The organism is Providencia sp. CIM-Carb-044 (assembly GCF_033901115.1).
GTDB lineage: Bacteria > Pseudomonadota > Gammaproteobacteria > Enterobacterales > Enterobacteriaceae > Providencia > Providencia hangzhouensis.
Map to the genome: position 1 here is coordinate 260,648 of NZ_JAXADV010000001.1, position 25,316 is coordinate 285,963.

At 38.6% G+C, this 25,316-nt stretch carries 26 protein-coding genes, 1 tRNA gene and 1 pseudogene; 24 read left to right on the forward strand and 4 right to left on the reverse strand.

Features of this window, described 5'->3' with window-relative positions; genetic code table 11:
* Positions 1 to 39: 39 nt before the first annotated feature.
* Positions 40 to 2,091 carry a DNA helicase IV gene (helD, locus tag SJ312_RS01080; protein WP_164565376.1) on the forward strand — a complete coding sequence of 684 codons (2,052 nt, stop codon included), beginning with the start codon at positions 40 to 42 and terminating at the stop codon, positions 2,089 to 2,091.
* 56 nt (positions 2,092 to 2,147) lie between these two features.
* On the opposite strand, the gene SJ312_RS01085 is transcribed toward helD, so the two are convergent.
* Positions 2,148 to 2,606, reverse strand: a complete 459-nt coding sequence (locus SJ312_RS01085; protein WP_110591470.1) for a methylglyoxal synthase — start codon at positions 2,604 to 2,606, stop codon at positions 2,148 to 2,150.
* A 114-nt stretch (positions 2,607 to 2,720) separates the two neighbouring features.
* Between SJ312_RS01085 and SJ312_RS01090 the strand changes: the two genes are divergently transcribed.
* On the forward strand, positions 2,721 to 3,134 hold the full coding sequence (locus SJ312_RS01090) for a CoA-binding protein (RefSeq protein ID WP_096864214.1): 414 nt from the start codon (positions 2,721 to 2,723) through the stop codon (positions 3,132 to 3,134).
* Between the two features lie 83 nt (positions 3,135 to 3,217).
* Here the strand turns inward: SJ312_RS01090 and hspQ are convergent, their stop codons facing one another.
* Positions 3,218 to 3,538 (reverse strand): heat shock protein HspQ, encoded by a 321-nt coding sequence (gene hspQ, locus SJ312_RS01095; RefSeq protein WP_004256095.1) that lies wholly within the window; start codon positions 3,536 to 3,538, stop codon positions 3,218 to 3,220.
* 220 nt (positions 3,539 to 3,758) lie between these two features.
* Between hspQ and SJ312_RS01100 the strand changes: the two genes are divergently transcribed.
* The gene (locus tag SJ312_RS01100; RefSeq protein WP_004256093.1) at positions 3,759 to 4,037 is read left to right on the forward strand and encodes an acylphosphatase; all 279 of its coding nucleotides are present in this window, start codon (positions 3,759 to 3,761) and stop codon (positions 4,035 to 4,037) included.
* Positions 4,038 to 4,044: 7 nt separating this feature from the next.
* On the opposite strand, the gene SJ312_RS01105 is transcribed toward SJ312_RS01100, so the two are convergent.
* Positions 4,045 to 4,374 (reverse strand): TusE/DsrC/DsvC family sulfur relay protein, encoded by a 330-nt coding sequence (locus SJ312_RS01105; RefSeq protein WP_004256090.1) that lies wholly within the window; start codon positions 4,372 to 4,374, stop codon positions 4,045 to 4,047.
* 182 nt (positions 4,375 to 4,556) lie between these two features.
* Here SJ312_RS01105 and SJ312_RS01110 point away from each other — a divergent pair.
* The 20 genes and pseudogenes from SJ312_RS01110 (at position 4,557) to SJ312_RS01205 (ending at position 22,501) form a co-directional block, all read left to right on the forward strand.
* A tRNA-Ser gene (locus SJ312_RS01110) sits at positions 4,557 to 4,644 on the forward strand.
* Positions 4,645 to 4,805: 161 nt separating this feature from the next.
* Positions 4,806 to 4,997, forward strand: a pseudogene (locus SJ312_RS01115) (IS3 family transposase); the annotation flags it as partial.
* Between the two features lie 966 nt (positions 4,998 to 5,963).
* Positions 5,964 to 7,208, forward strand: coding sequence for an ammonium transporter (locus SJ312_RS01120; RefSeq protein ID WP_319866731.1), 1,245 nt, complete (start codon positions 5,964 to 5,966; stop codon positions 7,206 to 7,208).
* Positions 7,209 to 7,311: 103 nt separating this feature from the next.
* A complete protein-coding gene (locus SJ312_RS01125; RefSeq protein ID WP_004256085.1) occupies positions 7,312 to 8,901 on the forward strand; it encodes an ABC transporter substrate-binding protein in 1,590 nt (529 codons plus the stop codon).
* The gene (locus tag SJ312_RS01130; RefSeq protein WP_196725202.1) at positions 8,901 to 9,869 is read left to right on the forward strand and encodes an ABC transporter permease; all 969 of its coding nucleotides are present in this window, start codon (positions 8,901 to 8,903) and stop codon (positions 9,867 to 9,869) included. Before SJ312_RS01125 ends, SJ312_RS01130 begins: the two co-directional genes overlap by 1 nt.
* Positions 9,866 to 10,672: an ABC transporter permease gene (locus SJ312_RS01135; RefSeq protein ID WP_004256081.1), complete on the forward strand. Its 807-nt coding sequence runs from the start codon at positions 9,866 to 9,868 to the stop codon at positions 10,670 to 10,672. Before SJ312_RS01130 ends, SJ312_RS01135 begins: the two co-directional genes overlap by 4 nt.
* Positions 10,672 to 11,457 (forward strand): ATP-binding cassette domain-containing protein, encoded by a 786-nt coding sequence (locus SJ312_RS01140; protein WP_004256080.1) that lies wholly within the window; start codon positions 10,672 to 10,674, stop codon positions 11,455 to 11,457. The genes SJ312_RS01135 and SJ312_RS01140 overlap by 1 nt, the downstream gene beginning before the upstream one ends.
* Positions 11,458 to 11,662: 205 nt before the next feature.
* Positions 11,663 to 11,965 carry an urease subunit gamma gene (locus SJ312_RS01145; RefSeq protein ID WP_004256079.1) on the forward strand — a complete coding sequence of 101 codons (303 nt, stop codon included), beginning with the start codon at positions 11,663 to 11,665 and terminating at the stop codon, positions 11,963 to 11,965.
* A gap of 18 nt (positions 11,966 to 11,983) precedes the next feature.
* Positions 11,984 to 12,409 carry an urease subunit beta gene (locus SJ312_RS01150; protein WP_004256072.1) on the forward strand — a complete coding sequence of 142 codons (426 nt, stop codon included), beginning with the start codon at positions 11,984 to 11,986 and terminating at the stop codon, positions 12,407 to 12,409.
* Positions 12,410 to 12,470: 61 nt separating this feature from the next.
* Entirely contained in the window at positions 12,471 to 14,189 is a 1,719-nt protein-coding gene (locus SJ312_RS01155; RefSeq protein ID WP_004256069.1) for an urease subunit alpha, read from the forward strand.
* Between the two features lie 62 nt (positions 14,190 to 14,251).
* Positions 14,252 to 14,914, forward strand: coding sequence for an urease accessory protein UreE (gene ureE, locus SJ312_RS01160; protein ID WP_036957902.1), 663 nt, complete (start codon positions 14,252 to 14,254; stop codon positions 14,912 to 14,914).
* A gap of 29 nt (positions 14,915 to 14,943) precedes the next feature.
* A complete protein-coding gene (locus tag SJ312_RS01165; protein ID WP_036957901.1) occupies positions 14,944 to 15,630 on the forward strand; it encodes an urease accessory protein UreF in 687 nt (228 codons plus the stop codon).
* 29 nt (positions 15,631 to 15,659) lie between these two features.
* Positions 15,660 to 16,292: an urease accessory protein UreG gene (gene ureG, locus SJ312_RS01170; protein WP_036957900.1), complete on the forward strand. Its 633-nt coding sequence runs from the start codon at positions 15,660 to 15,662 to the stop codon at positions 16,290 to 16,292.
* 2 nt (positions 16,293 to 16,294) lie between these two features.
* A complete protein-coding gene (locus SJ312_RS01175; protein ID WP_004256062.1) occupies positions 16,295 to 17,260 on the forward strand; it encodes an urease accessory protein UreD in 966 nt (321 codons plus the stop codon).
* Between the two features lie 170 nt (positions 17,261 to 17,430).
* Positions 17,431 to 18,420, forward strand: coding sequence for an urea transporter (gene yut / locus SJ312_RS01180; protein ID WP_004256061.1), 990 nt, complete (start codon positions 17,431 to 17,433; stop codon positions 18,418 to 18,420).
* Between the two features lie 31 nt (positions 18,421 to 18,451).
* Positions 18,452 to 19,627 carry an ion channel gene (locus tag SJ312_RS01185; RefSeq protein ID WP_004256060.1) on the forward strand — a complete coding sequence of 392 codons (1,176 nt, stop codon included), beginning with the start codon at positions 18,452 to 18,454 and terminating at the stop codon, positions 19,625 to 19,627.
* 100 nt (positions 19,628 to 19,727) lie between these two features.
* A complete protein-coding gene (locus SJ312_RS01190) occupies positions 19,728 to 20,963 on the forward strand; it encodes an SLC13 family permease (RefSeq protein WP_110591473.1) in 1,236 nt (411 codons plus the stop codon).
* 18 nt (positions 20,964 to 20,981) lie between these two features.
* Positions 20,982 to 21,581, forward strand: a complete 600-nt coding sequence (locus SJ312_RS01195) for an ATP-binding cassette domain-containing protein (protein ID WP_004256058.1) — start codon at positions 20,982 to 20,984, stop codon at positions 21,579 to 21,581.
* A gap of 149 nt (positions 21,582 to 21,730) precedes the next feature.
* Positions 21,731 to 22,111: a fluoride efflux transporter CrcB gene (gene crcB, locus SJ312_RS01200; protein WP_004256057.1), complete on the forward strand. Its 381-nt coding sequence runs from the start codon at positions 21,731 to 21,733 to the stop codon at positions 22,109 to 22,111.
* A gap of 12 nt (positions 22,112 to 22,123) precedes the next feature.
* Positions 22,124 to 22,501 (forward strand): CrcB family protein, encoded by a 378-nt coding sequence (locus tag SJ312_RS01205; protein ID WP_110591474.1) that lies wholly within the window; start codon positions 22,124 to 22,126, stop codon positions 22,499 to 22,501.
* Between the two features lie 407 nt (positions 22,502 to 22,908).
* On the opposite strand, the gene SJ312_RS01210 is transcribed toward SJ312_RS01205, so the two are convergent.
* On the reverse strand, positions 22,909 to 23,919 hold the full coding sequence (locus tag SJ312_RS01210) for an FUSC family protein (protein WP_110591475.1): 1,011 nt from the start codon (positions 23,917 to 23,919) through the stop codon (positions 22,909 to 22,911).
* Between the two features lie 795 nt (positions 23,920 to 24,714).
* Here SJ312_RS01210 and SJ312_RS01215 point away from each other — a divergent pair.
* The gene (locus tag SJ312_RS01215; protein WP_004250011.1) at positions 24,715 to 25,233 is read left to right on the forward strand and encodes an Hcp family type VI secretion system effector; all 519 of its coding nucleotides are present in this window, start codon (positions 24,715 to 24,717) and stop codon (positions 25,231 to 25,233) included.
* Positions 25,234 to 25,316: the final 83 nt, after the last annotated feature.

Genomic DNA, 25,316 nt, shown 5'->3' on the forward strand with positions numbered 1-25,316 from the left:
AACCGTATTTTGTCATTGATTTTCTCAGGTGCAGGACGTATGGAACTGAAATCAACACAGATTGGACAGCGTCTGGCTCAGCATCCCTACAATCGGGTTCGCTTACTCAACGCAGGTATTGAAGTGAGTGGTGAAAACCACCAATATCTTATCCCATTTAATGAACTTATCGATCTTCGTTGTAAGAGAGGGATTGTTTGGGGGGAGTTAGAATTTGAAATTGTGAATGAACAAGTTGTTCGTTTACATGGTACTGAATGGAAGCAAACTCAGCGCTTTTACCATTATTTGAATGAAAAATGGCAACAATGGAGCACTGAAATGAGTCAAGTCAGTGCTAGTGTATTGACTGAATTAGTTAATTCGATTGAACAATTGACACAACAAGACAGGTGGCTAACATTACGTCATCTATCTGAAATAAAAGATAAAATATCACAAAACTTTTCGTCTCTACCTATGCCTTTGGCGCGCATTTCATTATATGAAAATTGTGCAGCACAATATCACGAGTGTCTGAATTGGCTGAATAGCGGTCAAGAATGCCGAAAACAAATTAACGATCACTGGTGTGAGTCTGTATTAGTTCGTTATCACGATTTTTTCCAGCAAGTAGAAACATCACCACTCAATTATTCACAGTCCTTATCTGTGATTAATGGTGAGGATAATGTATTAGTACTGGCGGGGGCTGGAAGTGGTAAAACATCAGTCCTAGTTGCAAGAGCGGGTTGGCTAATCTTGCGAGGTTTGGCAAAACCAGAACAAATTCTTTTGTTGGCTTTTGGCCGTAAAGCTGCAGATGAAATGAATGGGCGTATTCACTCGCGTTTACAACAAGATATTGAAGCTAAAACTTTCCATGCGCTTGCTCTACATATTATTCGTGAAGGTAGCAAAAAATCGCCAGTGATTAGCGAGTTAGAAACAGACACTCAAAAACGACAAACACTGTTATTAAACGAATGGCGAGAACAATGTTCAGCAAAGAAAGCGCAGGCAAAAGGATGGCGAGAATGGCTTTCTGAAGAGTTGCAATGGGAAATTCCAGACGGTGAATTCTGGAAAGACGAAAAAATTAGCACTAAAGTCACTGCCCGTTTAGACCGTTGGCTAAGCTTAATGCGTATGCATGGCGGTAGCCAGAAGGACATGATTGATAATACGTCGGAAGAAATAAGAGATCTTTTTCAAAAACGTATTCGTTTAATGGCGCCGCTATTGAAAGTATGGAAAAGCGCTTTGAAAGATGAAGGTGCAATTGATTTTTCTGGATTAATTCATCAAGCCATTAATATTTTAGAAAAAGGGCGTTTTATTAGCCCATGGAAACATATTTTAGTTGATGAGTTTCAAGATATTTCACCTCTCAGGGCGAAGTTACTGCAAGCACTACGTCAGCAGAATAAGCAAACCACATTATTTGCGGTTGGAGATGATTGGCAAGCCATTTACCGGTTTAGTGGTGCAGAATTAGACTTAACGACATCGTTTGAACATAACTTTGGTATTGGGGAACTTTGCGCTTTAGACACGACTTATCGTTTTAACCAACGTATTGGTGAGGTTGCAAATCAGTTTATTTTACAAAACCCTATGCAGTTAGATAAGCCATTGAATAGTTTAACTAAAGGGAATAAAAAATCTGTTATTCTTCTTTATGAAGATGCCTTGGAACGCTTATTGGATAAAATGAGTGGTTATGTCCTTGATGATGAAACGATATTAGTACTAGCCCGCTACCATTATTTAAAACCTAATATTTTAGATAAAGCCAAAACTCGTTGGCCAAAATTAAATATTCAGTTTATGACTATTCATGCCTCAAAAGGGCAGCAAGCAGATCATGTGATAATTTGTGGTCTGAATAGCGGAAAGGATGGTTTCCCTGCTCCTGCGCGCGAATCAGTTATTGAGCAAGCATTATTGCCTAAGCCCGAAGATTTTGACCATGCAGAAGAAAGGCGTTTGCTATATGTCGCATTAACACGGGCTAAGCAGCAAGTTTGGTTGCTTTATCACCCAGAAAAACCGTCAGAATTTGTCGATGAACTCAAGCAATTGGGCGTTCCAAAACAAAAGAAACCTTAAAGCTATATTATGATCTATTAAGTGCCAGAATACTCTGGCGCTTAATAGAGATAGAATTAGTTAGTTCGTTTGGTTAAATAGCTTTCGTAATCAGGAATAACGACGTCTATCGTATTATCAAAATAGGGTGAGGTGATTAAAAAATCAGCGGTTGCAGAGTTGGTTGCGACAGGAATATTCCAAACGGTGGCTAAACGTAGTAGTGCTTTAACATCTGGGTCATGAGGCACAGCATTAAGAGGGTCCCAGAAGAAAATTAAAAGGTCAATTTTTTGCTCCGCAATCATTGAGCCTATTTGTTGGTCTCCCCCCATTGGGCCACTTAGCATACTCTTAACAGGCAACCCAGTGTGCTGGTGGATTAAATTGCCTGTAGTTCCTGTTGCGTATAAATTGTGAGCTTGAAGCCGTTCATTATTTTTCTTAGTCCAAGATAATAATGAAGGTTTACAGTGGTCATGGGCAACCAAAGCAATATTTTTTGAGGCTGTAATTTTACGGGTAGTTGATTCCATGATATTCCCTTAAATAAGATGCGAGATAGACATCTTTAAAAATTGAATGAGCAAAGATATACAACATATATCATAATGCTAATGAATAGTTTATAGGTTTTGGGAGATATTTTGATGAGAGATCAAGAAATTGCTGAAATTTTAAAGCGTGTCCGGACAATCGCTTTAGTGGGAGCGAGTGATAAGGCAAATAGGCCGAGTTATGAAGTAATGGAATATCTTTTACATCAAGGTTATACCGTTATTCCTGTCAGCCCTAAATTGGCAGGTCAAACCTTGTTAGGGCAGCTAGTATACGAAAAGCTTAGTGATATACCTGTGCCTATTGATATGGTCGATGTGTTTCGTAATGCAGAAGCTGCAGTAGGAGTGGCCAGAGAAGCCGTGGAAATTAAAGCTAAAGTTTTGTGGTTACAAAAAGGAGTGATTAGCGAAGAAGCACAGCAAATCGCTTTGCAGGCTGGTTTGCAGTTTGTTATGGATAAATGTCCGAAACAAGAAATACCCGCTTTAGGCCTTGAAAAATAAAGTATTTCTAGCGTTAAAAAGTAAAGCAGCTAGTGAGCTGCTTTACGGTTGCGTTCATAAATAACAATATAGATAATTGAAGGTTAGTTGCGAAGGCGAGGAGCTTGCAACTGAGACCTTATGGATTCCGCTAGTTCATCCATTGATGGTTGTTCTGGATGGTCTTCTACGGTTTCATAAGTAATTTGAGCTTCAGCCAAATATGTATGAACTGCATCCCCATTGTCATCTTCCATAACAACATGATACCAAGGTAGATCGCGTAGTGTGCTGTTAGCGGCAATATCATCATCATGTGGTTGTTCGAGCGAATACTCAGCGTCAACATCTACAACGACGCCTAAGTAGCCGAGAAGTTTGTGCCTAACTTGTTGCCCGATTCCATATTTACTGGTGATCATCATAGCGACCTCCTAAAAGCCTTGCTTATACTTCAAACTATATATGGGCAGTGCTACGCGTTTTCAAGCTAATATATGGACAATTATTAATAACGCAATACACTGTCTTTATACGCAACTATGAAAAGCAGTGCCTCATTTAGCAGATTATCTGTTCAATGAATAAAAAACAACTGTTAAAAAGAAGGTATCAATACATTATGCTCTGACAACGGAGGCTCACATGACTGCATCAGGTCGATATTTTTATATTTATGGTCGTGTTCAAGGGGTTGGGTTTCGTTACCAAACCTATCATTGGGCTAATCAGAACGGCATAAAAGGTTTTGTGTGTAACCGAGATGATGGCAGTGTTAAGCTAGCCGTTTACGGAACAGAGCAAGATATTGAATTTGTTGATGAGTGGCTAAAAGCTGGGGGACCACCGGGAGCAAAAGTAGACCATTTTTTCACAGAAAACTGGAAGACCGAGCCAATAGCGGACTTTAGTGTCCGCTATTAGTGAAAAATTAAATACATTTCACCGGTTTTGGCAGGCCAGCAAGTTTAGTGGCTTGCTTAGCTGGCCCTTTTGGAAATAGCCGGTATAGATAGCGGCTATTGCCTTTTTCTTCGCCAAATTGTTGAGAAACTGCTTTAACCAACATGCGAATAGCAGGTGAGGTATTAAATTCCAAATAGAAGTTCCTGACGAAACGGATAATCTCTAGGTGTTCATTGGTAATTTCAATATCTTCTTGCTGCGCTAGCAAAGGAATTAATTCTTCGCTCCATTGTTGGCTATCAAGCAGGTAACCTTGCGCATCTGTTTCTATCTCTTGATTATTAAAAACCAACATACTCTTTTCAACTCAAATAAAATTAGAACGTAAATTTAGCAAAAATCGAGATATAACCCAAGTAAAGTCGTTAGAATGTCGATATTTTCACCCAACAGTATGAAAGGCGTATATTTTTAAAGCGAATGATCAAATTAGGGGTTTACATCCAATGAGAGGATGTTTATAGTGCACGTCATTGCGGAGGGGTGGCCGAGCGGCTGAAGGCAGCGGTCTTGAAAACCGCCGATGGGAAACCATCCGAGAGTTCGAATCTCTCCTCCTCCGCCATCTTCACTTCTAGCAACATTTTCTAAAGTCTTCCAATTCCCTGAAGTTATACAAACAAGCAAACAAGCAAACAAGCATTCCAACTAAATCCCATTATTCCAATATCTACTATCGTCTATTGAAAACTACCCCCCTTCAGGTGGTACATATGGGGGTACATCAATGCGGTGATGGAAAAAATTTTTAGGAGTTTAAAGACAGAAAGACTCAATCATTTATCGTTTATGAATCATCAATCTGTTATCGATGAGGTTGAAAATTACATTTAGTTTTACGATTATTATCGATGCCATTCAAAGATTGGTTATTTAGCACCACATCAAAAATATTGTGAATTCAAAGATGCCGCTTAGATCTTCTACTGAATTTGTTGATCATTTCAACGATCATAATGATGGAACAATGGTATTTCTGAATGTCGTTTTTTAATGCATAGAGCAACGATTTCTTCACCGTCTTCATTCTCATGTTGTCATCTAAATGATAACCCAAATTTTTTATGAATAAGCATCTGTAATTAAACTTAAATCAGTATTGCCTTCATGAGTTTATAAATAGGTAATATAAGCGACACAAGATTGTATTGGTTGCGTGGGAGTAAATCCTGACTTAATTAAATTTGGATGCTGATGAAAGCAATGATGATTTAATGTTGTTAGATGATAATTTCGTTTAGTTGGCACCAATAATCGATGTTTTTTAAATAAAGAAAATAATCGTTCACGTCCAATAATTAATTGTTTTTGTTTGAAAATAAAGTGCAACTACGAACACTTAATAGAGGCATGAAAAATGCGCTCAGATTTCACTGAATAGACAATAATATCATCTGACTTCTCTTTTTATCAGATGTATCTTGTCGTTTGTAATAGGCTTGACGGCAGATCCTCATAAAGTGACAAACTGTGGTGATTGTGAGTTTTTTAATCATTTTTTCTTTAATAACACCGCGTTGCGCTTGTTTGATAAGCGAACTCAAAATCTCTATCCATGTGCCACTCTGAACCTCGGCGGCGTTTAGTCTTAAAGAGCTAATTTAAATTTTAACACTTCATCAGTGTTAAAATTTAATCTACCAGTACTATTTATTATTGACTATTTTATATTAAATTTTTAACGTTAAAATGAATATTCCATTATTTTTATTTTGGTTAATAATTCTATTGATTATCTCACTGAATGTTATATTATGAAAAAAGATAACTATGTGATTGAACTGTAAATATATAAATCAATTATTAAACTGCTATAAATATGAAATAATCATTTCCTATTTCGATATTCTAAATATGAATACATTCATTGGAGAGTATTAATTAATGAATAATATACTTGCAGTATTGGATGTCCCAAATACAGCATTTATGCTGCTTTGTACAAGTCTTGTTATGCTAATGACTCCTGGACTTGCTTTTTTCTATGCTGGATTAGTCTCTCGTAAAAGTGTTATTACCATTATGTCCCAGAGTTTCTTTTCTATGGGGTGGGTGGCAATTATTTGGTTCGTGGTTGGTTATTCATTATCGTTCGGTCCCTCGATTAATGGGATTGTCGGCGACCCATTTTATTATGCATTCTTGAATAACATAAGCCCTCAAACGATGTATACCGGTAATGATGGCGGTTTACCAATACTGGTTCATTTTGGATATCAAATGATGTTTGCGATTATTACCCCAGCCTTGATTACAGGAGCTTTCGCAAATAGAGTTAATTTCCCTGCTTATCTCATCTTTTTAACCTTATGGACATTATTTGTCTATGCACCGTTCGTTCATATGGTTTGGAGCCCAGATGGCATTTTTGCTAAGTGGGGAGTTGTTGATTTTGCGGGTGGTATTGTCGTTCACGCAACAGCCGGTTTCGCTGCAATAGCTTCAGCGTTATATGTAGGTAAAAGAGTCGTTAAGTCAGATGGTACTCATAATATTCCTTATATTGCACTTGGCGCGGCTTTATTGTGGTTTGGTTGGTATGGTTTTAACGCTGGGTCTGAACTGCAAGTCAACACCGTAACCGTTTCGGCATTTATTACTACTGATATTGCGGCTGCATTTGCGGCAATTACTTGGTTTATTATTGAACGCTTGCATACAGGCAAACCTAAACTTGTCGGCTTTTTAACAGGGGCAGTAGCCGGTTTAGCCACTATTACACCTGCTTCAGGTTATGTTTCAATTGGTTCTGCAGCAATTATCGGGGTTATTGCCAGTATCGTCTGTTATACCTGTGTTTTCTTAGTCCGACGCCATTTAGACGATGCATTAGATGTATTCGGTGTGCACGGTGTTGGTGGTATTACAGGCTCGATTTTAGTCGGTGTATTTGCATCAACGGTTTGGAATGCGAAAGGGCCAGCAGGGTTAATTGAAGGAAACGGGATGCAAATTGTGAAGCAAACTGTGGCCGTTGTCTTTACCAGTATTTGGTCCTTTGTCTTTACAATCTTAATTCTTTGGATAATCAATAAATTTACGCCAGTCAGAGTTGACCAAAGTGCTGTTGGTGACAATTTAGATACCGTTGAATTTGATGAAGACGCATATCGAGAAAAAGCAGATTAGTTATCAAATATATTATTTCTTGCAGTTTATCCTAATTGGTGGGTTTATTTGAACTACCGGTTGGGATAGCTGCTAAATACAGCTGGTAATTTAGGATGGGTATATGAAAAAGAAGATAGCAATAGCTATTCAGGCTATTTGTTTTATGGGGCTATCGATGGGGGCAAATGCTGCGACCGATACACAGCAACCACAAACTTTGCGTCTAGCGATTGGTTCTGAGCCAACTGAAGGGTTTGACCCGATGTTAGGCTGGAGCCACGGCAGCTATTTACTTTTACATAGTCCATTATTAAAACAAAAAGCTGATTTATCTTGGCATAGCTATATGCTTGAAAAATATGAGCATTCAGATGATGGTAAAGAGTGGACGTTAAAATTAAAAGACGGACTAAAATTTTCCGATGGCTCCCCATTAACCGCAAAAGATGTTGTTTTTACCTATAACAACGCCGCCGCAAGTGGTGGAAAAGTCGATATGGGGAACTTTGCTAAAGCAGAGGAAATCAACCCATCTACTGTTAGAATGACTTTATCTGCTCCGCAAAGTACCTTTATTAACGTATTAGGTTCATTAGGGATTGTTTCTGCGGATAAATATGATGCGAAAAAATACGCCCATAATCCTATCGGAGCAGGTCCCTATCGCTTAGTGAACTTCCAACCAGGTCAGCAATTAATTGTTGAAAGAAACCCATTTTATGCGGGGCCTAAAAACGATTTCGATAAAATGGTTTTTGTTTTCTTGAATGAAGATGGTGCTTTTGCTGCCGCTCAAAGTGGTGAATTAGATATTGTTCGTATTCCTGCTGCCGTGGCGAGTAATGCGAAAGATGTGAAAAGCATGAGATTGATTGAGCGCCACAGTGTTGAAAACCGAGGAATTTCCTTCCCAATTCCACCTGCGGGAGAGAAAAATGCGTCAGGCGACCCAATTGGTAACGACATTACTTCCGATGTTGCTATTCGCAAAGCGATCAACTACGCCATTGACCGTAAGCTATTAGCAGACGCGGTATTAGAAGGTTTTGCGATCCCTGCATATACTGGCGTTGAAGGCCTACCTTGGAATAACCCTCAATCTTCATTTAAAGATGGGGATGTCGAAAAAGCGAAAACTATACTTGAAGATGCTGGCTGGAAGCTGAATAAAGACGGCTTAAGAGAAAAAGATGGCAAAGTGGCGAAACTGACGCTTTGGTACGCCAGTGGGGATAGCACTCGTCGTGATTTAGCTCAAGCCGTAAGGGCTAGCTTAAAGCCAATTGGTATTGAGATGGATTTAAAATCAGGCAGCTGGGAAACCGTGGAAAAGTACATGCATGCCAACCCAACATTATTTGGGTGGGGGAGTCTTGACCCAATGGAGCTTGTTCATAACTACAGCAGCAAAGCCGCTGGTGTGGGGTTCTATAACGCGGGTTACTACAAAAATCCAGCAGTCGATAAGGTGATAGAAGAAGCACTTCGTCAGCCAGACCAAGATGCGGCAATTCCATTTTGGCAAAAAGTGGATTGGGATGGCAAAACAGGAACAGGTATCCAAGGTGACGCCGCTTGGGCTTGGTTAATGAACGTACAACATCTTTATTTATTGAATAACTGTGTTGAACTAGGTAAGGGGGCACCTGAAATTCATGGTTCATGGTCAGTATTGAATAATGTGGATGATTGGGCGTGGACCTGTAAATAATGCGGACAACCATCGGGCTTTTATTGCGGTTTGTCTGTTTATTATTAGTGACAGCATTTGGGGTTTTTATTCTCCTAAGCTATTCACCAATAGACCCAATTAAAGCCTACATTGGCAATGATTTAATGCATGTTCCCCCCGAGCAATATCCATTGATTGCAGCTCGTTGGGGGCTTGATCAGCCATTATGGATGCAGTTCTGGCATTGGTTTTCTCAGTTATTACAAGGTGATATGGGGTACTCCATGCTCTATAACACCCCTGTTTCACAGGTGATTGCTGATAGGTTAGCGCCTTCATTAGCTTTGTTATTATCGGCATGGCTATTTTCTGGGGCGATGGGTTTTGGTTTGGGGTTGGTAGCCGGGCGTTACCTAAATAGATGGCCGGATAAAGTCATTTCAACACTGTCTTATTTATTGGCTTCAATTCCTGTTTTTTGGGTTGGCTTACTTTTATTGTCACTTTTTGCTGTTTCATTACAGTGGGCGCCAATTTGTTGCGCTTGGCCGATAGGCTTAGATGAACAAACATCAACATTGTCACAAAAAGTGCATCATCTTGTGTTACCTGTAGTGGCTTTAGGGATGTTAGGCATTGGTAATATAGCTCTGCATACTCGTTCGAAAGTTGCTGAGGTGATGAACAGCGAGTTTATCCACTATGCGAAAGCACAAGGGGATAAAGGGTGGCCGATGGTCAGCTTTCATGTAGTAAAACATGCGGTTACACCTGCAATATGTTTACAGTTTGCCTCAATGGGAGAATTGCTCAGTGGCGCATTGCTAGCAGAAAAGGTGTTTGCTTACCCTGGCTTAGGACAAGCAACCATTGATGCGGGTTTGCGGGGTGACATCCCTTTATTAATGGGGATTGTGATGCTATGTGCGGTAGTGATTTTCTTTAGTAATAGTATTTCTGACATTATGCTCAAGAGCGTGAATAAAGGGGTACTCCGAGAACCATGACTTATAACCCAAATAAGGCTTTAATTAAGTTAGTTATATCCTTGTTGTGTTTATTCGCTTTAGGGGCTTATGCAGCATGGCTTTCCCAAACAGATGTAGAAGTGAATTTACTCGACCGTCGACAAGCGCCATCGTGGATACATTTATTTGGTACTGATAATTTAGGTCGAGACTTGTGGGATAGAGTATTCCAAGGAATAGCGACCAGCTTACAAATTGGCACCATCGCAGCCGTATCGAGCGGAGCGATAGCACTCGTGATGGCAAGTTTATCCTCATTTAGTAAGACGATGGATTATGTTATACGTGGATGTATTGATTCGTTATTAGCACTACCTCACTTGTTATTGCTGATATTGATTTGCTTTACATTAGGTGGTGGCAAAGTGGGTGTAATTTGGGCGGTTGCGTTGACACATTGGCCAAAGTTGACGTTGATCTTACGTTCCGAGTTGCTCCGAGTGCAGCAAACAGATTACATCATGTTATCGAAACGGATTGGAAATAGTGCGCTCTACCGATGCCGGTATGACTATTTACCGATGATCCTTTCACAATGGTTGGTGGGGACATTATTGATGTTCCCACATGCGATATTACACAGTGCAGCACTGAGTTTTTTGGGTTTTGGTTTGTCTCCACATGAAGCATCGTTAGGTATTTTGCTTTCCGATGCCTTGCGTTACTTGAGCACAGGAGCATGGTGGTTAGCCATGTTTCCGGGCATCGCATTAGTTGGTTTAGTGCTGTTATTCGATCAATTTGCTAAAGCAGTACAACAATTATGGTTGAGGAGCGATTGATGCTAAGTTTTGATAACCTTACGATTGATGTAGCGAAATTTCGCTGGCTAGGCAAAAAACAGTGGTCTCCGCTTTTACAAGATATTTCATTGGATGTGGCTCCAGGTGAAATGGTTGCATTGGTAGGAGGAAGCGGGGAAGGGAAAAGTTTACTACTGCAAAGCAGTTTAGGTTTGTTACCTGAAAATATGCGTTGCCGTGGTGATATTGTGTTAAATGGAAGTCAGTTAACAGAAAAGTCAAAACAGCAATATCGCGGCAATTCATTATGCTATATCCCTCAAGGAGTTAGCGCATTAAACCCTCTCATTAAGATAGGGCCTCAACTTGAACGTGCCGCTGTCTTAAGTGGGCAGCATATTCAAATGCACGACGTCGCGTTGCACTTACAACAATATAATTTACAAGCAGATTTAATCCATAGTTATCCCAATAAGCTTTCCGGGGGAATGGCAAAACGAGTTCTGGCTTGTAGCGCGACACTTTCCCAAGCTGAATATATTCTTGCGGATGAAATTTCATCTTGGCTAGACGATGAACATGCGATGCAACTTCTACAACATATCAAGTCTCTTTGCTTTGATGGTAAAGGTGTTTTGTGGGTTACTCACGACCTTGCAATGGCTGTTCGTTTCGCTGATCGCATTGCGTTATTACGTAATGGTGTTTTAGAAGAAGTACTCAGTAGTGAAAGATTAAAGCAAGGCGGAGGCGGGAAATGGTTTCAATCTCTATGGAATTCTTTGCCTGAACAACAATTTATGAATTGGACTAATACTATTTAAAAATTAAACATAAGGAATAGCCAATGTATATCCAGTCTTATTTTGATTAATTAAATTGGAATGTTTATTGGTTAGAGTTTTATTTAATTTGTCGTTATTAGATGTTTAACTCAATTTATATTTTATAAACAAAGCGAGTATTAGCTCGGAAAATGATTATTTATCAATATTAACAATGTTAAGTTTTATCAATTGAGGAGGCGTTATGCAATTAACCCCAAGAGAAATTGAAAAATTGATGGTTTATACACTCGCAGATGTGGCTGAAAAACGCCGTGCACGTGGTGTGAAATTAAATTATCCAGAAGCTGTTGCCATTATTACAGTCACGGCACTTGAAGGGGCGCGTGATGGTAAAACTGTTGAAGATGTAATGAAAGAAGCGGCGACTGTTTTAACAAAAAAAGACGTTATGGATGGCGTAGGGGACTTAATTCCAAATGTGCAGGTTGAAGCGATTTTTACTGATGGTACTCGCTTAGTGACAGTCCACAATCCGATTAAATAAATGAAGGAGAGGTGAATCATGAGTAATTCAAAAGCAGACATTAAAGTTCCGACTCCTTTAGGTGGTGTTATTTTTGCTGATGAGCCTATTGAGTTCAACGTCGGTAAACCTGAAACAAAAATTAAAGTTCGTAATACGGGTGACAGACCAGTGCAAATTGGTTCCCACTTCCATTTTTTTGAAGTTAACCATGCATTAGAATTCGACCGTGCAGCGGCTTACGGTAAGCGTTTAAATATTGCCTCTACAACGGCAATTCGTTTTGAGCCAGGTGATGAAGTTGAAGTTTCACTGATCCCTTACGGCGGAAAACAAAGTGTATATGGGTTTAATAACCTTGTTGATGGTTGGGCGGGTGATAACGTTGCCGCTACTGAACGTCCTGCTAAAGCAATCGCCTTAAATAAAGCAATTGCTCGTGGTTTTAAGCATAAGGAACAGTAAGCGCGTTAGATGTCAGTAATGATAAATAACAATTCACCTTCTTCACATTAAGGTAAATAACATGCCAAAAATTTCTAGACAAGAATACAACGGTTTATTCGGGCCAACAGTTGGCGATAAAATTCGTTTAGGCGATACTGACTTATATATTGAAATCGAAAAAGATTTACGTGGATATGGCGAAGAGTCTGTCTATGGTGGTGGTAAATCTTTACGCGATGGTATGGGCGCGAATAATACTTTTACTAGCGATAATGGTGTTTTAGATTTAGTAATTACTAACGTCACCATCGTCGATGCGCGTTTAGGCGTGATTAAAGCGGACGTGGGGATTAAAGCGGGTAAAATCGTTGGTGTCGGTAAAAGTGGTAACCCAAATATTCAAGATAACATTACACCGGGCATGGTTGTTGGGGTATCAACAGATGCTATTTCTGGTGAACACTTAATTTTAACAGCTGCGGGTATTGATACTCATATCCATTTAATTTCTCCGCAGCAAGCTTATGCGGCGTTATCAAACGGTGTGACAACCTTCTTTGGCGGTGGTATTGGTCCAACAGATGGAACTAACGGTACAACAGTAACCGCAGGTCCTTGGAACATGCGTTCTATGTTACGTGCAATCGAAGGCTTACCAATCAACGTGGGTATTTTAGGGAAAGGCAACTCTTATACGCGCGAACCATTGATAGAGCAATTGGTTGCGGGTGCAGCGGGTCTGAAAGTGCATGAGGACTGGGGCGCAACAGGGAACGCTATCCGCCATGCGCTACGTATTGCTGATGAGTTTGATGTACAAATTTCTGTGCATACAGATAGTTTGAATGAAGGTGGTTATGTTGAAGATACCATCGAAGCATTCGAAGGCAGAACTATCCACACTTATCACACTGAAGGTGCAGGTGGTGGACATGCCCCTGATATTATTAAAGTTGTTAGCCAACCTAACGTATTACCAAGCTCAACAAACCCAACATTACCGTTCGGTGTTAACAGTCAATCAGAGTTATTTGACATGATTATGGTATGTCATAACTTGAACCCAAATATTCCGTCGGATGTTTCATTTGCAGAAAGCCGTGTTCGCCCTGAAACCATTGCAGCAGAAAACGTACTACATGATATGGGGGCTATTTCGATGTTCTCAAGTGACTCACAAGCGATGGGGCGTGTGGGTGAAAACTGGTTACGTATTGTTCAGACTGCCAACGCGATGAAAGCTTCTCGTGGCAAGCTACCTGAAGATGCACCGGGCAATGATAACTTCCGTGTTCTACGTTACGTGGCAAAAATCACTATTAACCCAGCAATTGCTCAAGGTATCAGCCATATCTTAGGCTCGATTGAAGTTGGGAAAATGGCCGATCTCGTATTATGGGACCCGCGTATGTTTGGGGCTAAACCTAAACTGGTTATTAAAGGTGGTATGATCAACTGGGCTGCAATGGGCGACCCAAATGCTTCCTTACCAACACCACAGCCAGTTTTCTATCGCCCAATGTTTGGTGCGATGGGTAAAACTGTTAATGACACTTGTGTGACTTTTGTTTCACAAGCCGCATTAGATGATGGTATTAAAGAAAAAGCAGACCTTGAACGCCAAGTGATTGCTGTCAATAACTGCCGAGCGATCGGGAAGCGTGATTTAGTGCGTAACGGTGAAACACCAAATATCGAAGTTGATCCTGAAACTTTTGCTGTAAAAGTGAATGGTGAACATGCAACTTGCCAGCCGATTAGCGAAGCCGCAATGAACCAACGTTATTTCTTTAGCTAATTGTACATGTTTGGATTATCTGCCTGCCAGTGGTGGGCAGAATTAACATAAAAGGTAATATTATGATCATTATTGAACATATTCTTGGCAATGTTAAAAAAGACCCAATGTGGCAAGCACGCCAGAAAAATGCCGATGTTGATACGTTGATCCTCGATCAACGAGAAGCACAGAAAAGCCGCTGTCGAAAAAATACGGAAAAAGGCCAAGACTTGGGTATCGCGCTGGACAGAAACGTCTTGTTATCTGATGGCGACGTTCTGCTATTTGATGAAGCCACCAACACAATGACGGTAGTTCAGATCTCTTTACGTGACGTCATGATGGTCAATTTATCCCACCTGAAAAACTTGAGCACAGAAGAGCATATTCGTATTAGTTTTGAATTAGGGCATGCTTTAGGAAACCAACATTGGAAAGCTGTTTTAAAAGGTGATCTTGTTTACGTGCCATTAACGGTAAGTGAAAAAGTGATGGGATCAGTGATGCGTACACATGGGTTCGGTGAAGAAACATTTGCCTTTGTGAAGGGTGAAAGCATTTTACCTGAATTGAGCCACTCTGAAGCACGCTTATTATTTGGTGGTGCAGAGGAAACGGATACGCATGTTCATGTGGAGTTAGGACAGATCCACGGACACAACCACAGTCATGATCACAGCCATGGACACGATCACAGTCATAATCACCATCATGACCATGGGCACACTCATACACACAAATAACGTTCGTGTCCATGAGTAAGGAAAGTGATATGGAAGCATCTGACCTAATTAGAATTATGCAGTTTGGTGATTCAGCGCTGCCAATTGGTGCGTTCACATTTTCAAATGGGGTTGAATCCGCCATTCAAAAAGGTGTTGTCCACGACAAAGAAACGCTGAAATCCTTTGTTCACACGTCTTTGAAGGTCGCAGCACATTCAGATTGCATTGCGATTGTGGCGGCACATCGTGCCGTTCTTGCACAAGATCATGACGCATTAGCGAAGATTGATTGGGCAGTGCATAATCGCAAATTGAATGAAGAAGCGCGAATAATGACGACTCGAATGGGAAAAAAACTCGCTGAAATCTCAGTTCATATTTTTGATGACCCACAAGTGAGTGGGTGGCTTGCGAAAATCAAAGCCAATGAGGTTCCAGGGACCCAGCCAGTCATACAAGCCATTGTTATGGCGGTACAAGGGATCACCGAAAGAGATGTTGTTGTGATGCATCAATATGGTATTGCCATGACAATCTTAAGTGCCGCGATGCGATTAATGCGTATCACACACTATGAAACACAGCATATTCTTTTTGAATTAAATGAAGAAATTAAGGCTTTTTGTGACATCGCAGCCTGTGGTGATATAGAGCAAATGTCCTCATATGTTCCTGTTATTGATGTCTTAGCTGCGGTACACACTAAATCGTTTGTTCGTTTATTTATGAATTAGCGAACAACTAAAAATTTTGGGGAAAAATGATGAAAAAAATGACTCGGATCGGAATTGGTGGGCCTGTTGGTTCAGGAAAAACAGCCATTATTGAAGTGATCACCCCGATCCTTATTGAAAGAGGCATTAAACCACTAATCATCACAAACGATATTGTGACGACCGAAGATGCGAAACAAGTAAAACGTACCTTGAAAGGTATTCTTGATGAAGAGAAAATTTTAGGTGTTGAAACCGGGGCATGTCCTCACACTGCGGTACGTGAAGACCCAAGTATGAACATTGCTGCAGTTGAAGACATGGAAGAACGTTTCCCTGATAGCGACGTGATCATGATTGAAAGCGGTGGAGATAACTTAACATTGACCTTTAGCCCTGCACTCGCGGACTTTTACATCTATGTTATTGATGTGGCTGAAGGTGAAAAAATCCCACGTAAAAATGGCCCAGGCTTAGTACAAGCTGATATTTTAGTTATTAATAAGATTGACTTAGCGCCTTATGTTGGTGCTAGCCTTGAAGTGATGGAGCATGACACTAAAGTTGTTCGTGGGGAGCGTCCTTACGTACTAACTAACTGTAAAACAGGGGAAGGGGTTGTTGAGCTAGTTGATATGATCATGGATAAATTCCTCTTTACGCACCAAGTTCCAAGGGGGTAAAGATGACGAATTTCAGGGCAGATATAGCAAATACTCCAACGCGTGTTAAAGCTCATATTTTAGGCTGCAATGCCCCTGAACTCGCCGCATATCAAGATGAACCGAAGCAAATGCAAAGTGGTGCTGTGGGTAAAAGTGGTTACCTAAAATTAAGGTTTGCTCAGGGAGAATATCGTAGTGAGCTGGTGGAAATGGAGCGTCGTGTTCCCTCTTTAGTGCAAAAAGCACTGTATTGGGATGAATTGATGCCCCAGCTACCCTGCGTCACTATGATCTCTACCTCTGGCAGCTTATTACAAGGTGATAGGCAAGCCCTTGATATTATAGTTGAAAAGGGTGCTTGTGCTCATGTGACAACGCAATCTGCGACCAAAGTTCATATGATGGAAGCGAACTATGCTACTCAGTACCAAAATATTATTGTTGAGGAGGATGGGTATTTAGAATATTTACCCGATCCTATCATTCCTCACCGTAATTCTCGGTTTATTACTGACACGCGGATTAATATTCACCCAAGTGCAACGATGATTTACTCAGAAATATTGATGTCAGGACGAAAGTATCATCATCCTGACGAACAGTTTGGCTTTGATGTTTTCTCATCACATATTCGAGCGGAGTCATCGTCCAATAAAGAATTATTTGTTGAGAAATACATTTTAGAGCCAAAAAAATCACCGCTAAACATTACCGCAGTTATGGATAGCTTCGATACGTTTGGCAATGTGATTTTATTGACACCTAAAATTCACCATGAACGTATTTTAGAACGTCTAGATGCGATATATGACCCGAAAAATGAAATTGCTTTTGGTGCAACTCAATTACCGAATGATTGTGGATTAATATTTAAAGCGTTGGGTGTTGATAGTCCAAAAGTAAAGGATGCTGTTAGGTATTTTTGGCAAATAGCGAGAGAAGAAATATTAGGTATTTCGCTACAAGAGCCTTTTTTATGGCGTTAAATATGGTTCGATGTATTAAATGTATCTTATTGCATTTAATACAATGTGGTAATGATTGTCATAAAATGACTGAAATAACCTGCTAGGTTATCAAGGTAATTTATTAATATATTATCAGTAGAGTGATTTTTATAAATTCTCTACTGATATTCCTATTAAGGAATTTCACGATGGAAAAAATAATAAATCAGAACGCTTGGAATAAGTTAGCCAGCAAAAATATGACGATTCAATTTATTGATGTCGTCTTGCGTGGATGTGCTCAAGTTATGTTTCAAAATAACGCACTAACCGGACTTCTATTTTTTATTGCGATTTTCATCGGTGCGTTTTTAGAAGGAATGCCACAAGTCGCTTTAGGCTGTTTGTTAGGTACCGTTGTCGCTACACTGACAGCTTATATTAGTAAATTAGATACTGAATCGTTGCGTTCGGGGCTTTATGGTTACAATGGTTGTTTAGTGGGTGTTGCATTACCGACTTTCTTAGAGAATACCCCATTTGTTTGGGTAACTATCGTATTGGGGAGCATCGTTTCGGTTATAGCGACTATCTCTTTAATGGATTTTCTTAAGAATTGGAAAGTTGCAGCATTAACAGCACCTTTTGTTTTAGTATCATGGATTATTTTGCTCGCGAGTTACAATTTCTTAGGTATTGAAGGCGTTGCATTACCGACTCCTGCACTACCTAAACAACTTATTGAACCTATTGGGTTAATTCCGCATAGCGATCTGGTTGCTGATGTTTTCCGTGGTATTTCTGAAGTTTTTTTACTTAGTAGCATGATTGTTGGCATCATCTTTGTCATTGGCTTAGCGGTTAGTTCTATATGGGCAGCGATATTTGCGGTATTTGGTTCTCTTCTTGCCTTTATTGTTGCAACTCTTTTAAAAGGTGACTTTGCGAGTATTCATACAGGGTTATATTCGTTTAGTGCTGTATTAACCGCAATTGCTTTAGGTTCTACCTTTAACAAGCCGAGCTATCGCGTGGTCGTCTATGCCATCGTTGGTGTGATATTTACCGTATTTGTTCAAGGGGCACTCGACATAATTCTTGAACCATTTGGTATTCCGACCTTAACGATGCCATTTGTTCTCGCATCATGGTTATTTCTAGTACCGAACCAAGATATTATGCCTAAACATCGACAGTAATATTGGCACTAAAAACTTTTGGTACTCAATTATGAAAAAAAATGCAATATATAAATATATTCAAAATATGAGAATGCTACGCTTAGTGCTCGCATTATTAATACTTGCTGATGGGATATTGATTATTCTCCCCATCATCTCAACTTATGATCTTCATTTATATCCTCAACATCTAGGTTTTGTTGATTGGCTACAATCATTAGGGCTGGTTAAATTATTAGATATTCCAAGGTTTGCTATTGGCGTTGTACTCATTATTCTTGCTATTCCTATTTACTTAGGTCTACGTATCGGTTGGTTATTTAGCTGTTTTATGCTGTTTATTATCATGTTAATTAACTTGGTATTAGCAAGAGAAAATGTCCTGACTGGAACTTTTTCACTAATCGTTCTGATTATTGCTGTTGCAAATTGGAAAGCATTTAATCGCCATAGCTTATCTGGTGCAGGCTTTGTTGCTTTCATGAGCTTAAGCGTACTATTGGGTTATTCTGTATTTGGTACTTTATATTTAGGCGAGCAATTTCAACCCCATGTTACTGACATCTCATCTGCATTCTATTTTGCTTTGGTATGTATGACGACGGTGGGCTTTGGTGACATTATTCCGATTAGTGTTGAGGCAAGACTGTTTACAATTTCGATTGTTATTTTAGGTATTACAATTTTTACAACCTCTATTGTGTATTTTCTAGGGGTATTTGCAAAAAGCACACAAGAAATTGTTAAGAAGAGATTATTCCGTATGAAAAACCACTATATTATTGTTGGCGCAAGCCCTTTAGCTTTAAACACCTACCACGGATTAAGAAAGCGTGACTTAGACGTCATGGTACTTTGCCATGAAGATCAAAAAAAGAGCTATCCAGATAATGCGCAAGTTATTACCACGGAACAAATCAATAAACATGCATTAAATAGTGCTAACTTAGGTCAGGCAAAAGCCTTATTTATTCTTGGTGGTTCTGATTCGGAAAACACCATCTCTATGTTAGCTGCGAAAGAAATTGTCGGTGGAAATATTAAAAGCGTCATTGCTGTAAATGATGATAAAAATTACGAAAATATGCAGCTATTACATGCAGATTTACTTATTTCGCTTTCATCTTTAGGAAGTGAAGTTTTGATTAAAATGATCTTTGGTGAAAACATTAATAACCAAGTGATGGAGAATATTATTTTTTCAAACAACATATTAGATTCGTAATATGCTGGGGGGCCCAATGGTAAAATTGCTACTTGAGTATCTACAGTTTTATCATTTATACGAAGAAATAAAAATATAGATAAGAGATAGAGAGTTTATTATGGATCTAACCGTTATTATTTTTATTTTAGTGTATGTCGCAATGGCTTTTGGGACTTTTCCAGGGATTAAAATTGACCGTACTGGCGCATCTGTAGCGGGTGCATTAGCCATGATAGGGTTTGGGATTATCTCGCCAAAATTATCTTGGGATGCAATTGATTATAGTGCAATTGGGCTATTATTTGGCTTAATGGTAGTATCTGCATCATTTACAGTATCCGGTTTTTATCACCAAGCGGCACAAAAAGTGGCGAGCTTAAATATTAGCCCTCCTAAATTAATGGCTGTTTTTATCATTGTTGGGGCACTTCTTGCTTCGGTACTTACAAACGATATTGTGGTGGTGGCGATGACACCTTTATTAGTTTCCGTCACATTATCCCGTGGGCTTAACCCTATTCCATTTTTACTTGGTTTTTGCTTTGCGGCCAATAATGGTGCCGCAGGATCTTTAATTGGTAGCCCTAAAAATATGGTTGTGGCACAAGGATTGGATTTATCTTTTATTGGAATACTCAATATTACAGCCATTCCAGTCTTATTTTCAGTTCCTATTGTATGGTGTGTGATTACCTTGCTTTATCGTAATCGTTGGTATTTATCTGAAGACAAAAAGTCATTAATGCCCAATGTTGAGCCTTCGATTATTGAATTCAATTGGTGGGAAACGATAAAAGCCGCTACGGTTTTATTTATTGTTATTTTGGCGTTTTTATTTAGTGATTTTCCGCGTGAGCTTGTTGCATTATCGGCAGCCTGTTTTTTATTGTTAAACAGAAAAATAGCATCCAGTGACATGTTAAAGCATGTTAATGGTGACTTAATTCTTCTAATGATGGGCCTATTTATTATTAATACCGCATTTTCCAATACAGGTATCCCTCAGGAGGTATTGCACTACTTATTGGGTAAAGGTATCGATCTAAATAGTCCTATTACGTTATTTTTGGTCACCATCGTGATGAGTATTTTTGTAGGGACAACACCAACGGTGATTTTATTAATCCAGTTTGTTTACCCCCATGGAAATGTTGATTTATTAGGTGCTGCTTTAATTTTAGGTGCTTGTTTTGCAGGTAATATATTTATATTTGGCAGTATTGCTGGGATTATTGCTGTTGAGCAATCCTCAGCTCATGGTATTAAAATATCGTTTTTAGAGTTTACAAAATCAGGCGGTATTATTTCCATTATTTGTATTTTTATTGCTGTTGTTTGGTTATCCATCTATTAGCTTATAGAGAGTTTCAGTATGTTTGAAGTCAAAAACTTATGTATAAAGCAAGATAACCGTACATTATGGGATTCAGTGTCATTTTCACTGAATAAAAATGAGCGTCTAGGGATTTCAGCACCGAGTGGTTTTGGTAAAACAACATTAGGTCGTGTATTAGCCCAATGGCAAATGCCTACGCAAGGCGATGTGCTATTTAATGGAAAAAAATTAACTCAAAAAGGGTATTGCCCTATTCAGTTAGTTCCTCAGCACCCTGAAAAATGTTTTAACCCTTATCGAACAGTCGGTGAAAGCGTGAAGGATGCTTGGGAGCCTGATCCATACTACCTTGAACGGTTGTTTATTAAATCAGAGTGGTTGGCTAGAAGGCCCAGTGAACTTTCTGGTGGCGAACTTGCTCGAATTGCCTTATTAAGAGCATTAGACCCAAGAACAAAAGTTTTAATTGCAGATGAAATTACTGCACAATTAGATGCGCATCTGCAGAAAGATATATGGCAGTTTTTAATTCAACTTTCTGAAGAAAGACCATTATCGATGATTGTTTTTAGCCATAATAAATTTCTATTGGAAAAGGTGTGTACCTCGATTTGGAATATGGCCATATCAGAATGAACTGTTTTATAAGGCTAAATAAAATTACGGGTCATTTAATATTATCATTTAACGACTAGTGATTAATAATGTTGAATTAATGTGTGTAATTTAAATTTTATTTTAAAAATGATGTCTTTAATTTATGATATTAAATAGAGAGGACCGCAATGGTAGCTATTGATATTTTATTAGTTGGCTCAGGTGGCGGTATTGGTTCACTACTTCGTTGGTGGATTGGTCGCCTGGTGGGGGAACGTTATCATGGGACGTTTCCATTATCCACATTCATTATTAATATTTCTGGCGCATTTGTTATTGGTTTTTTAAGCCGTTATTTTGCGATCGATTGGGATGACCGTTATGGGACATTTCTTCAATCAGCGGTTTTAACTGGGCTACTCGGTGGCTATACGACGTTCAGTAGTATGCAACTTGATGCTTTAAAATTGACTCAAACTAAACAGAAATTACTCGCACTATTTTACTTATTACTTTCGGTTTTATTTGGGTTAGCTGCGGCATTTATTGGTGCTTGGTTAGCAAACTAACAGGGGCTAAAAATGAATATTATGATCTTAGTTTTTATTGGTGGTGCAATTGGGGCAATTTCCAGAGAACTACTGATGGTGTCTGTTCCTACCATGAATAATCATTTCCCTCTTGACATATTTGTAGCAAATATTGTTGCTTCCTTATTATTGGGTGTTGTTGCAGGCTTACTTATGAGAAATAAAATAAGCCAAGGGATGAATGCCTTTTTAGCTACGGGGATCATGGGAGGATTATCGACATTTTCTAGCTTCGTTTACGGTGCAGTAGAAATAATGAAGTCTCCGCAGTTTTTATTGGTTGGAATGAGTTATTTGGTTTTAAGTATCGTTATTGGATTTGTTGCTATTTATATCGGATATTCAGTAGGTAATAGACAATACAGTTAGCTCTCATGCTGATATTTTAAAATTTATAAGTGAGTAAGAGGTTTTTGATATGAAAATAGGTAAATCAATATGGCATGGGATCACTTCAAAGCCTTATAGATTACAATTATTATTTGATATAATGCTTTTAATATTATCACCCGTGATCTTCATAAGTATAATTGGATTTGATACTAAAACTCTAGATATGGATGTTTTTATTGTTACATTAGTTATTTTGATTTATATTTACATTACACGTTGGTTTAGCCATTGGTATTGTAAGAGACGTGAAAATAAATAATGTATATGCGACAATTTGATAAAACCACATTCGCTTTTTTATCATAACTTGCGTTTGTTATGGTCTAAAAAGAGGGGAAGCTTCATAGTTTATTAAGAAGAAGCTTCCCTGTTTTTCCTTGCTATTAATTTATAATTTCACTTTTCTTTATAATTCTAAAAATGTTTAAAACTAAACTAGCAAGGATTGCAATAGCACCACCAATAAATGTCTCGTATGCCCTTGATATCGGTAGTAAGTAACTTGGATCATGTAAAAATTGAGTTTCTTCAAGAAGAAGCAGAACAAAAACAGTAATAGAAAATGTTTTTAGTAGATAATTTAAACGAAAAAGTGTTGGAATTAAAAATACAATTAAAGCTAAAACTGCTAAGTAAATATAAGTTTCCTTTGATTTTGTTATGCTAAACATGGAAATGACAAAAACAGCCGCCAATAGGCTTCCTAAAAATCTAAGTAAAGTAGCCTTTATTATATGCATTTCTTTTGGATGGAGTAACATAATGAATGTAAGGGGAGCCCAATAAGGTTTATATAAATTTAGATAGTCAGGTATTGAAAGGCTTAAAAATAGGAAAAAACTGAACAAGAAAGCTCGTATATATATTTTTTCGTCACTATGATATATTTCTTTTGAAAATAATCCGTTTTTAAATGCATGACTTTCAAAGTTTTTATGTTTTAGTAAGCTAAAAATAGTTAGACTAATAGCAATCCCTGAGATATAGGCCATTGGCAGGTCAATGCTAATAGAGTCAAGTGTTGTTCCCATGGAAGAAAAGATAATTAAAAATGGAAATGTACGGTCTAAGTAATCATCTTTTTTATAAAATAGATAATAGCAATATGATAAGATAAATAAGTATATATAAAAATAAACTGTTAACTTTAGTATAAAGCCAATGCCCCCACCAACGATGACCAAACATAATAAAAAAAACACATAAAAAATATTACTACTATCAGGTTTTGTATCATAAACGATATTAGAGAATAGAGTTGTTAAAAGACCAAATGTTCCACCAATGACACCAAATAAAAAAAAGCAGGCAGTTGAATTGACTATTGCGGTAATCAAAAAAACTCCGTTATTTCTAAAACTGATATATTTATTTTTTTTACTTATAACTTTCATATTGGTCGCTCATTTTGTCTTTTTTAGTCGTTTTTTATCATGTTTTAATCGAATTATATCATAGGCTAACGCATTTTTTATATATTACGATATTTAGAATCTGATGAGATACGGGGATTTAAGATTATAAATATTGGCTCTGAGGAAGATCGAGAATAACAAGTGACGGGCAGGCCACAATCAACGCCATCTTTCTTATAATCGGAACAGATTGCTAGTTGAATGCGATAAAATTCACAGGGTATTGAATGGGATAAATAAGATTAGAATTCCTTTTTCCTCATCGGCAAATTGGCTGCTCACCGATGAAAATTATCTGTTACACCTTAAGTGAAACTAATCACTATTAATTTGAGATTAGCAGATAATTACACTGCCAGCTTAAGCTGATAATTTTATTAGTAGTGAAGATAACTTGAGTTTTTTGTTTTATTTATATTAAATCATATAGTTATGATGGTTTTGTAGATTGAAATATTTGGTTACATAGTTTATTTCTATGTACATTAGAACTTACTGGGCTTATCGCAGTTTGGTCTATTTTTTGTTCGATGATAATTCGGTTATGATTCATTTTTAGTGTTTTTCTGAAATTATATAGCGATATTTCAACCAGTTTACGCTAAGTCACTTATCCTAGGGAGATACAAAAAGGCCGCTAGGTTTACAGCCTATCCATAAGCTTTTATTATCCTTAACTCAAATATTACCGTGCGCACTGGCTGAGATGACGGAAATTAACAGTTAATTATATTTACTTAACTCAATTTGTCATTCTTGATAAAGGATATCGCTATGCCAACTCCATGCTATATTTCCATTGAAGGAAAAACCCAAGGCAACATCACTGCCGGTGCATTTACTGCGGATTCTGTGGGTAACATCTATGTACAAGGTCATGAAGACCAAATGTTAGTGCAAGAATTTTCTCACGTTGTGACTGTGCCGACAGACCCACAATCCGGCCAACCTTCAGGCCAACGTGCACACAAGCCGTTCCGTTTTACTGTTGCGTTAAATAAAGCCGTTCCGCTACTGTATAACGCCTTAGCATCAGGCGAAATGCTGCCGAAAGTGGAACTGAAATGGTACCGCACCTCAGTTGAAGGTAAACAAGAGCATTTCTTCACCACCACGTTAACCGATGCAACCATCGTCAATATTGACTGCCAAATGCCTCACTGCCAAGACCCTGCAAAAGCCGATTTCACGCAGTTAATCGAAGTATCTCTGTCTTACCGCAAAGTGGACTGGGAGCACACGGTTGCAGGCACATCGGGTGCTGATGACTGGCGCGCACCGCTCGAGGCGTAATACCTTTTTGACGGGCTCTTTTGGGCTCGTCATCGCTTTTATTTCGTTCCCCGCTTCTTATCCATTTTGTCATGGAGACTAGT

Coding starts and splice junctions, on each gene's coding strand:
- ureE (WP_036957902.1), top strand. CDS start 14,252: ATGATCATTATTGAACATATTCTTGGCAATGTTAAAAAAGACCCAATG.
- hspQ (WP_004256095.1), bottom strand. CDS start 3,538: ATGATGATCACCAGTAAATATGGAATCGGGCAACAAGTTAGGCACAAA.
- SJ312_RS01215 (WP_004250011.1), top strand. CDS start 24,715: ATGCCAACTCCATGCTATATTTCCATTGAAGGAAAAACCCAAGGCAAC.
- SJ312_RS01145 (WP_004256079.1), top strand. CDS start 11,663: ATGCAATTAACCCCAAGAGAAATTGAAAAATTGATGGTTTATACACTC.
- SJ312_RS01205 (WP_110591474.1), top strand. CDS start 22,124: ATGAATATTATGATCTTAGTTTTTATTGGTGGTGCAATTGGGGCAATT.
- SJ312_RS01195 (WP_004256058.1), top strand. CDS start 20,982: ATGTTTGAAGTCAAAAACTTATGTATAAAGCAAGATAACCGTACATTA.
- SJ312_RS01150 (WP_004256072.1), top strand. CDS start 11,984: ATGAGTAATTCAAAAGCAGACATTAAAGTTCCGACTCCTTTAGGTGGT.
- SJ312_RS01120 (WP_319866731.1), top strand. CDS start 5,964: ATGAATAATATACTTGCAGTATTGGATGTCCCAAATACAGCATTTATG.
- SJ312_RS01140 (WP_004256080.1), top strand. CDS start 10,672: ATGCTAAGTTTTGATAACCTTACGATTGATGTAGCGAAATTTCGCTGG.
- SJ312_RS01100 (WP_004256093.1), top strand. CDS start 3,759: ATGACTGCATCAGGTCGATATTTTTATATTTATGGTCGTGTTCAAGGG.
- SJ312_RS01165 (WP_036957901.1), top strand. CDS start 14,944: ATGGAAGCATCTGACCTAATTAGAATTATGCAGTTTGGTGATTCAGCG.
- crcB (WP_004256057.1), top strand. CDS start 21,731: ATGGTAGCTATTGATATTTTATTAGTTGGCTCAGGTGGCGGTATTGGT.
- ureG (WP_036957900.1), top strand. CDS start 15,660: ATGAAAAAAATGACTCGGATCGGAATTGGTGGGCCTGTTGGTTCAGGA.
- SJ312_RS01175 (WP_004256062.1), top strand. CDS start 16,295: ATGACGAATTTCAGGGCAGATATAGCAAATACTCCAACGCGTGTTAAA.
- SJ312_RS01210 (WP_110591475.1), bottom strand. CDS start 23,919: ATGAAAGTTATAAGTAAAAAAAATAAATATATCAGTTTTAGAAATAAC.
- SJ312_RS01125 (WP_004256085.1), top strand. CDS start 7,312: ATGAAAAAGAAGATAGCAATAGCTATTCAGGCTATTTGTTTTATGGGG.
- SJ312_RS01185 (WP_004256060.1), top strand. CDS start 18,452: ATGAAAAAAAATGCAATATATAAATATATTCAAAATATGAGAATGCTA.
- SJ312_RS01105 (WP_004256090.1), bottom strand. CDS start 4,374: ATGTTGGTTTTTAATAATCAAGAGATAGAAACAGATGCGCAAGGTTAC.
- SJ312_RS01130 (WP_196725202.1), top strand. CDS start 8,901: ATGCGGACAACCATCGGGCTTTTATTGCGGTTTGTCTGTTTATTATTA.
- SJ312_RS01190 (WP_110591473.1), top strand. CDS start 19,728: ATGGATCTAACCGTTATTATTTTTATTTTAGTGTATGTCGCAATGGCT.
- SJ312_RS01090 (WP_096864214.1), top strand. CDS start 2,721: ATGAGAGATCAAGAAATTGCTGAAATTTTAAAGCGTGTCCGGACAATC.
- helD (WP_164565376.1), top strand. CDS start 40: ATGGAACTGAAATCAACACAGATTGGACAGCGTCTGGCTCAGCATCCC.
- yut (WP_004256061.1), top strand. CDS start 17,431: ATGGAAAAAATAATAAATCAGAACGCTTGGAATAAGTTAGCCAGCAAA.
- SJ312_RS01155 (WP_004256069.1), top strand. CDS start 12,471: ATGCCAAAAATTTCTAGACAAGAATACAACGGTTTATTCGGGCCAACA.
- SJ312_RS01135 (WP_004256081.1), top strand. CDS start 9,866: ATGACTTATAACCCAAATAAGGCTTTAATTAAGTTAGTTATATCCTTG.
- SJ312_RS01085 (WP_110591470.1), bottom strand. CDS start 2,606: ATGGAATCAACTACCCGTAAAATTACAGCCTCAAAAAATATTGCTTTG.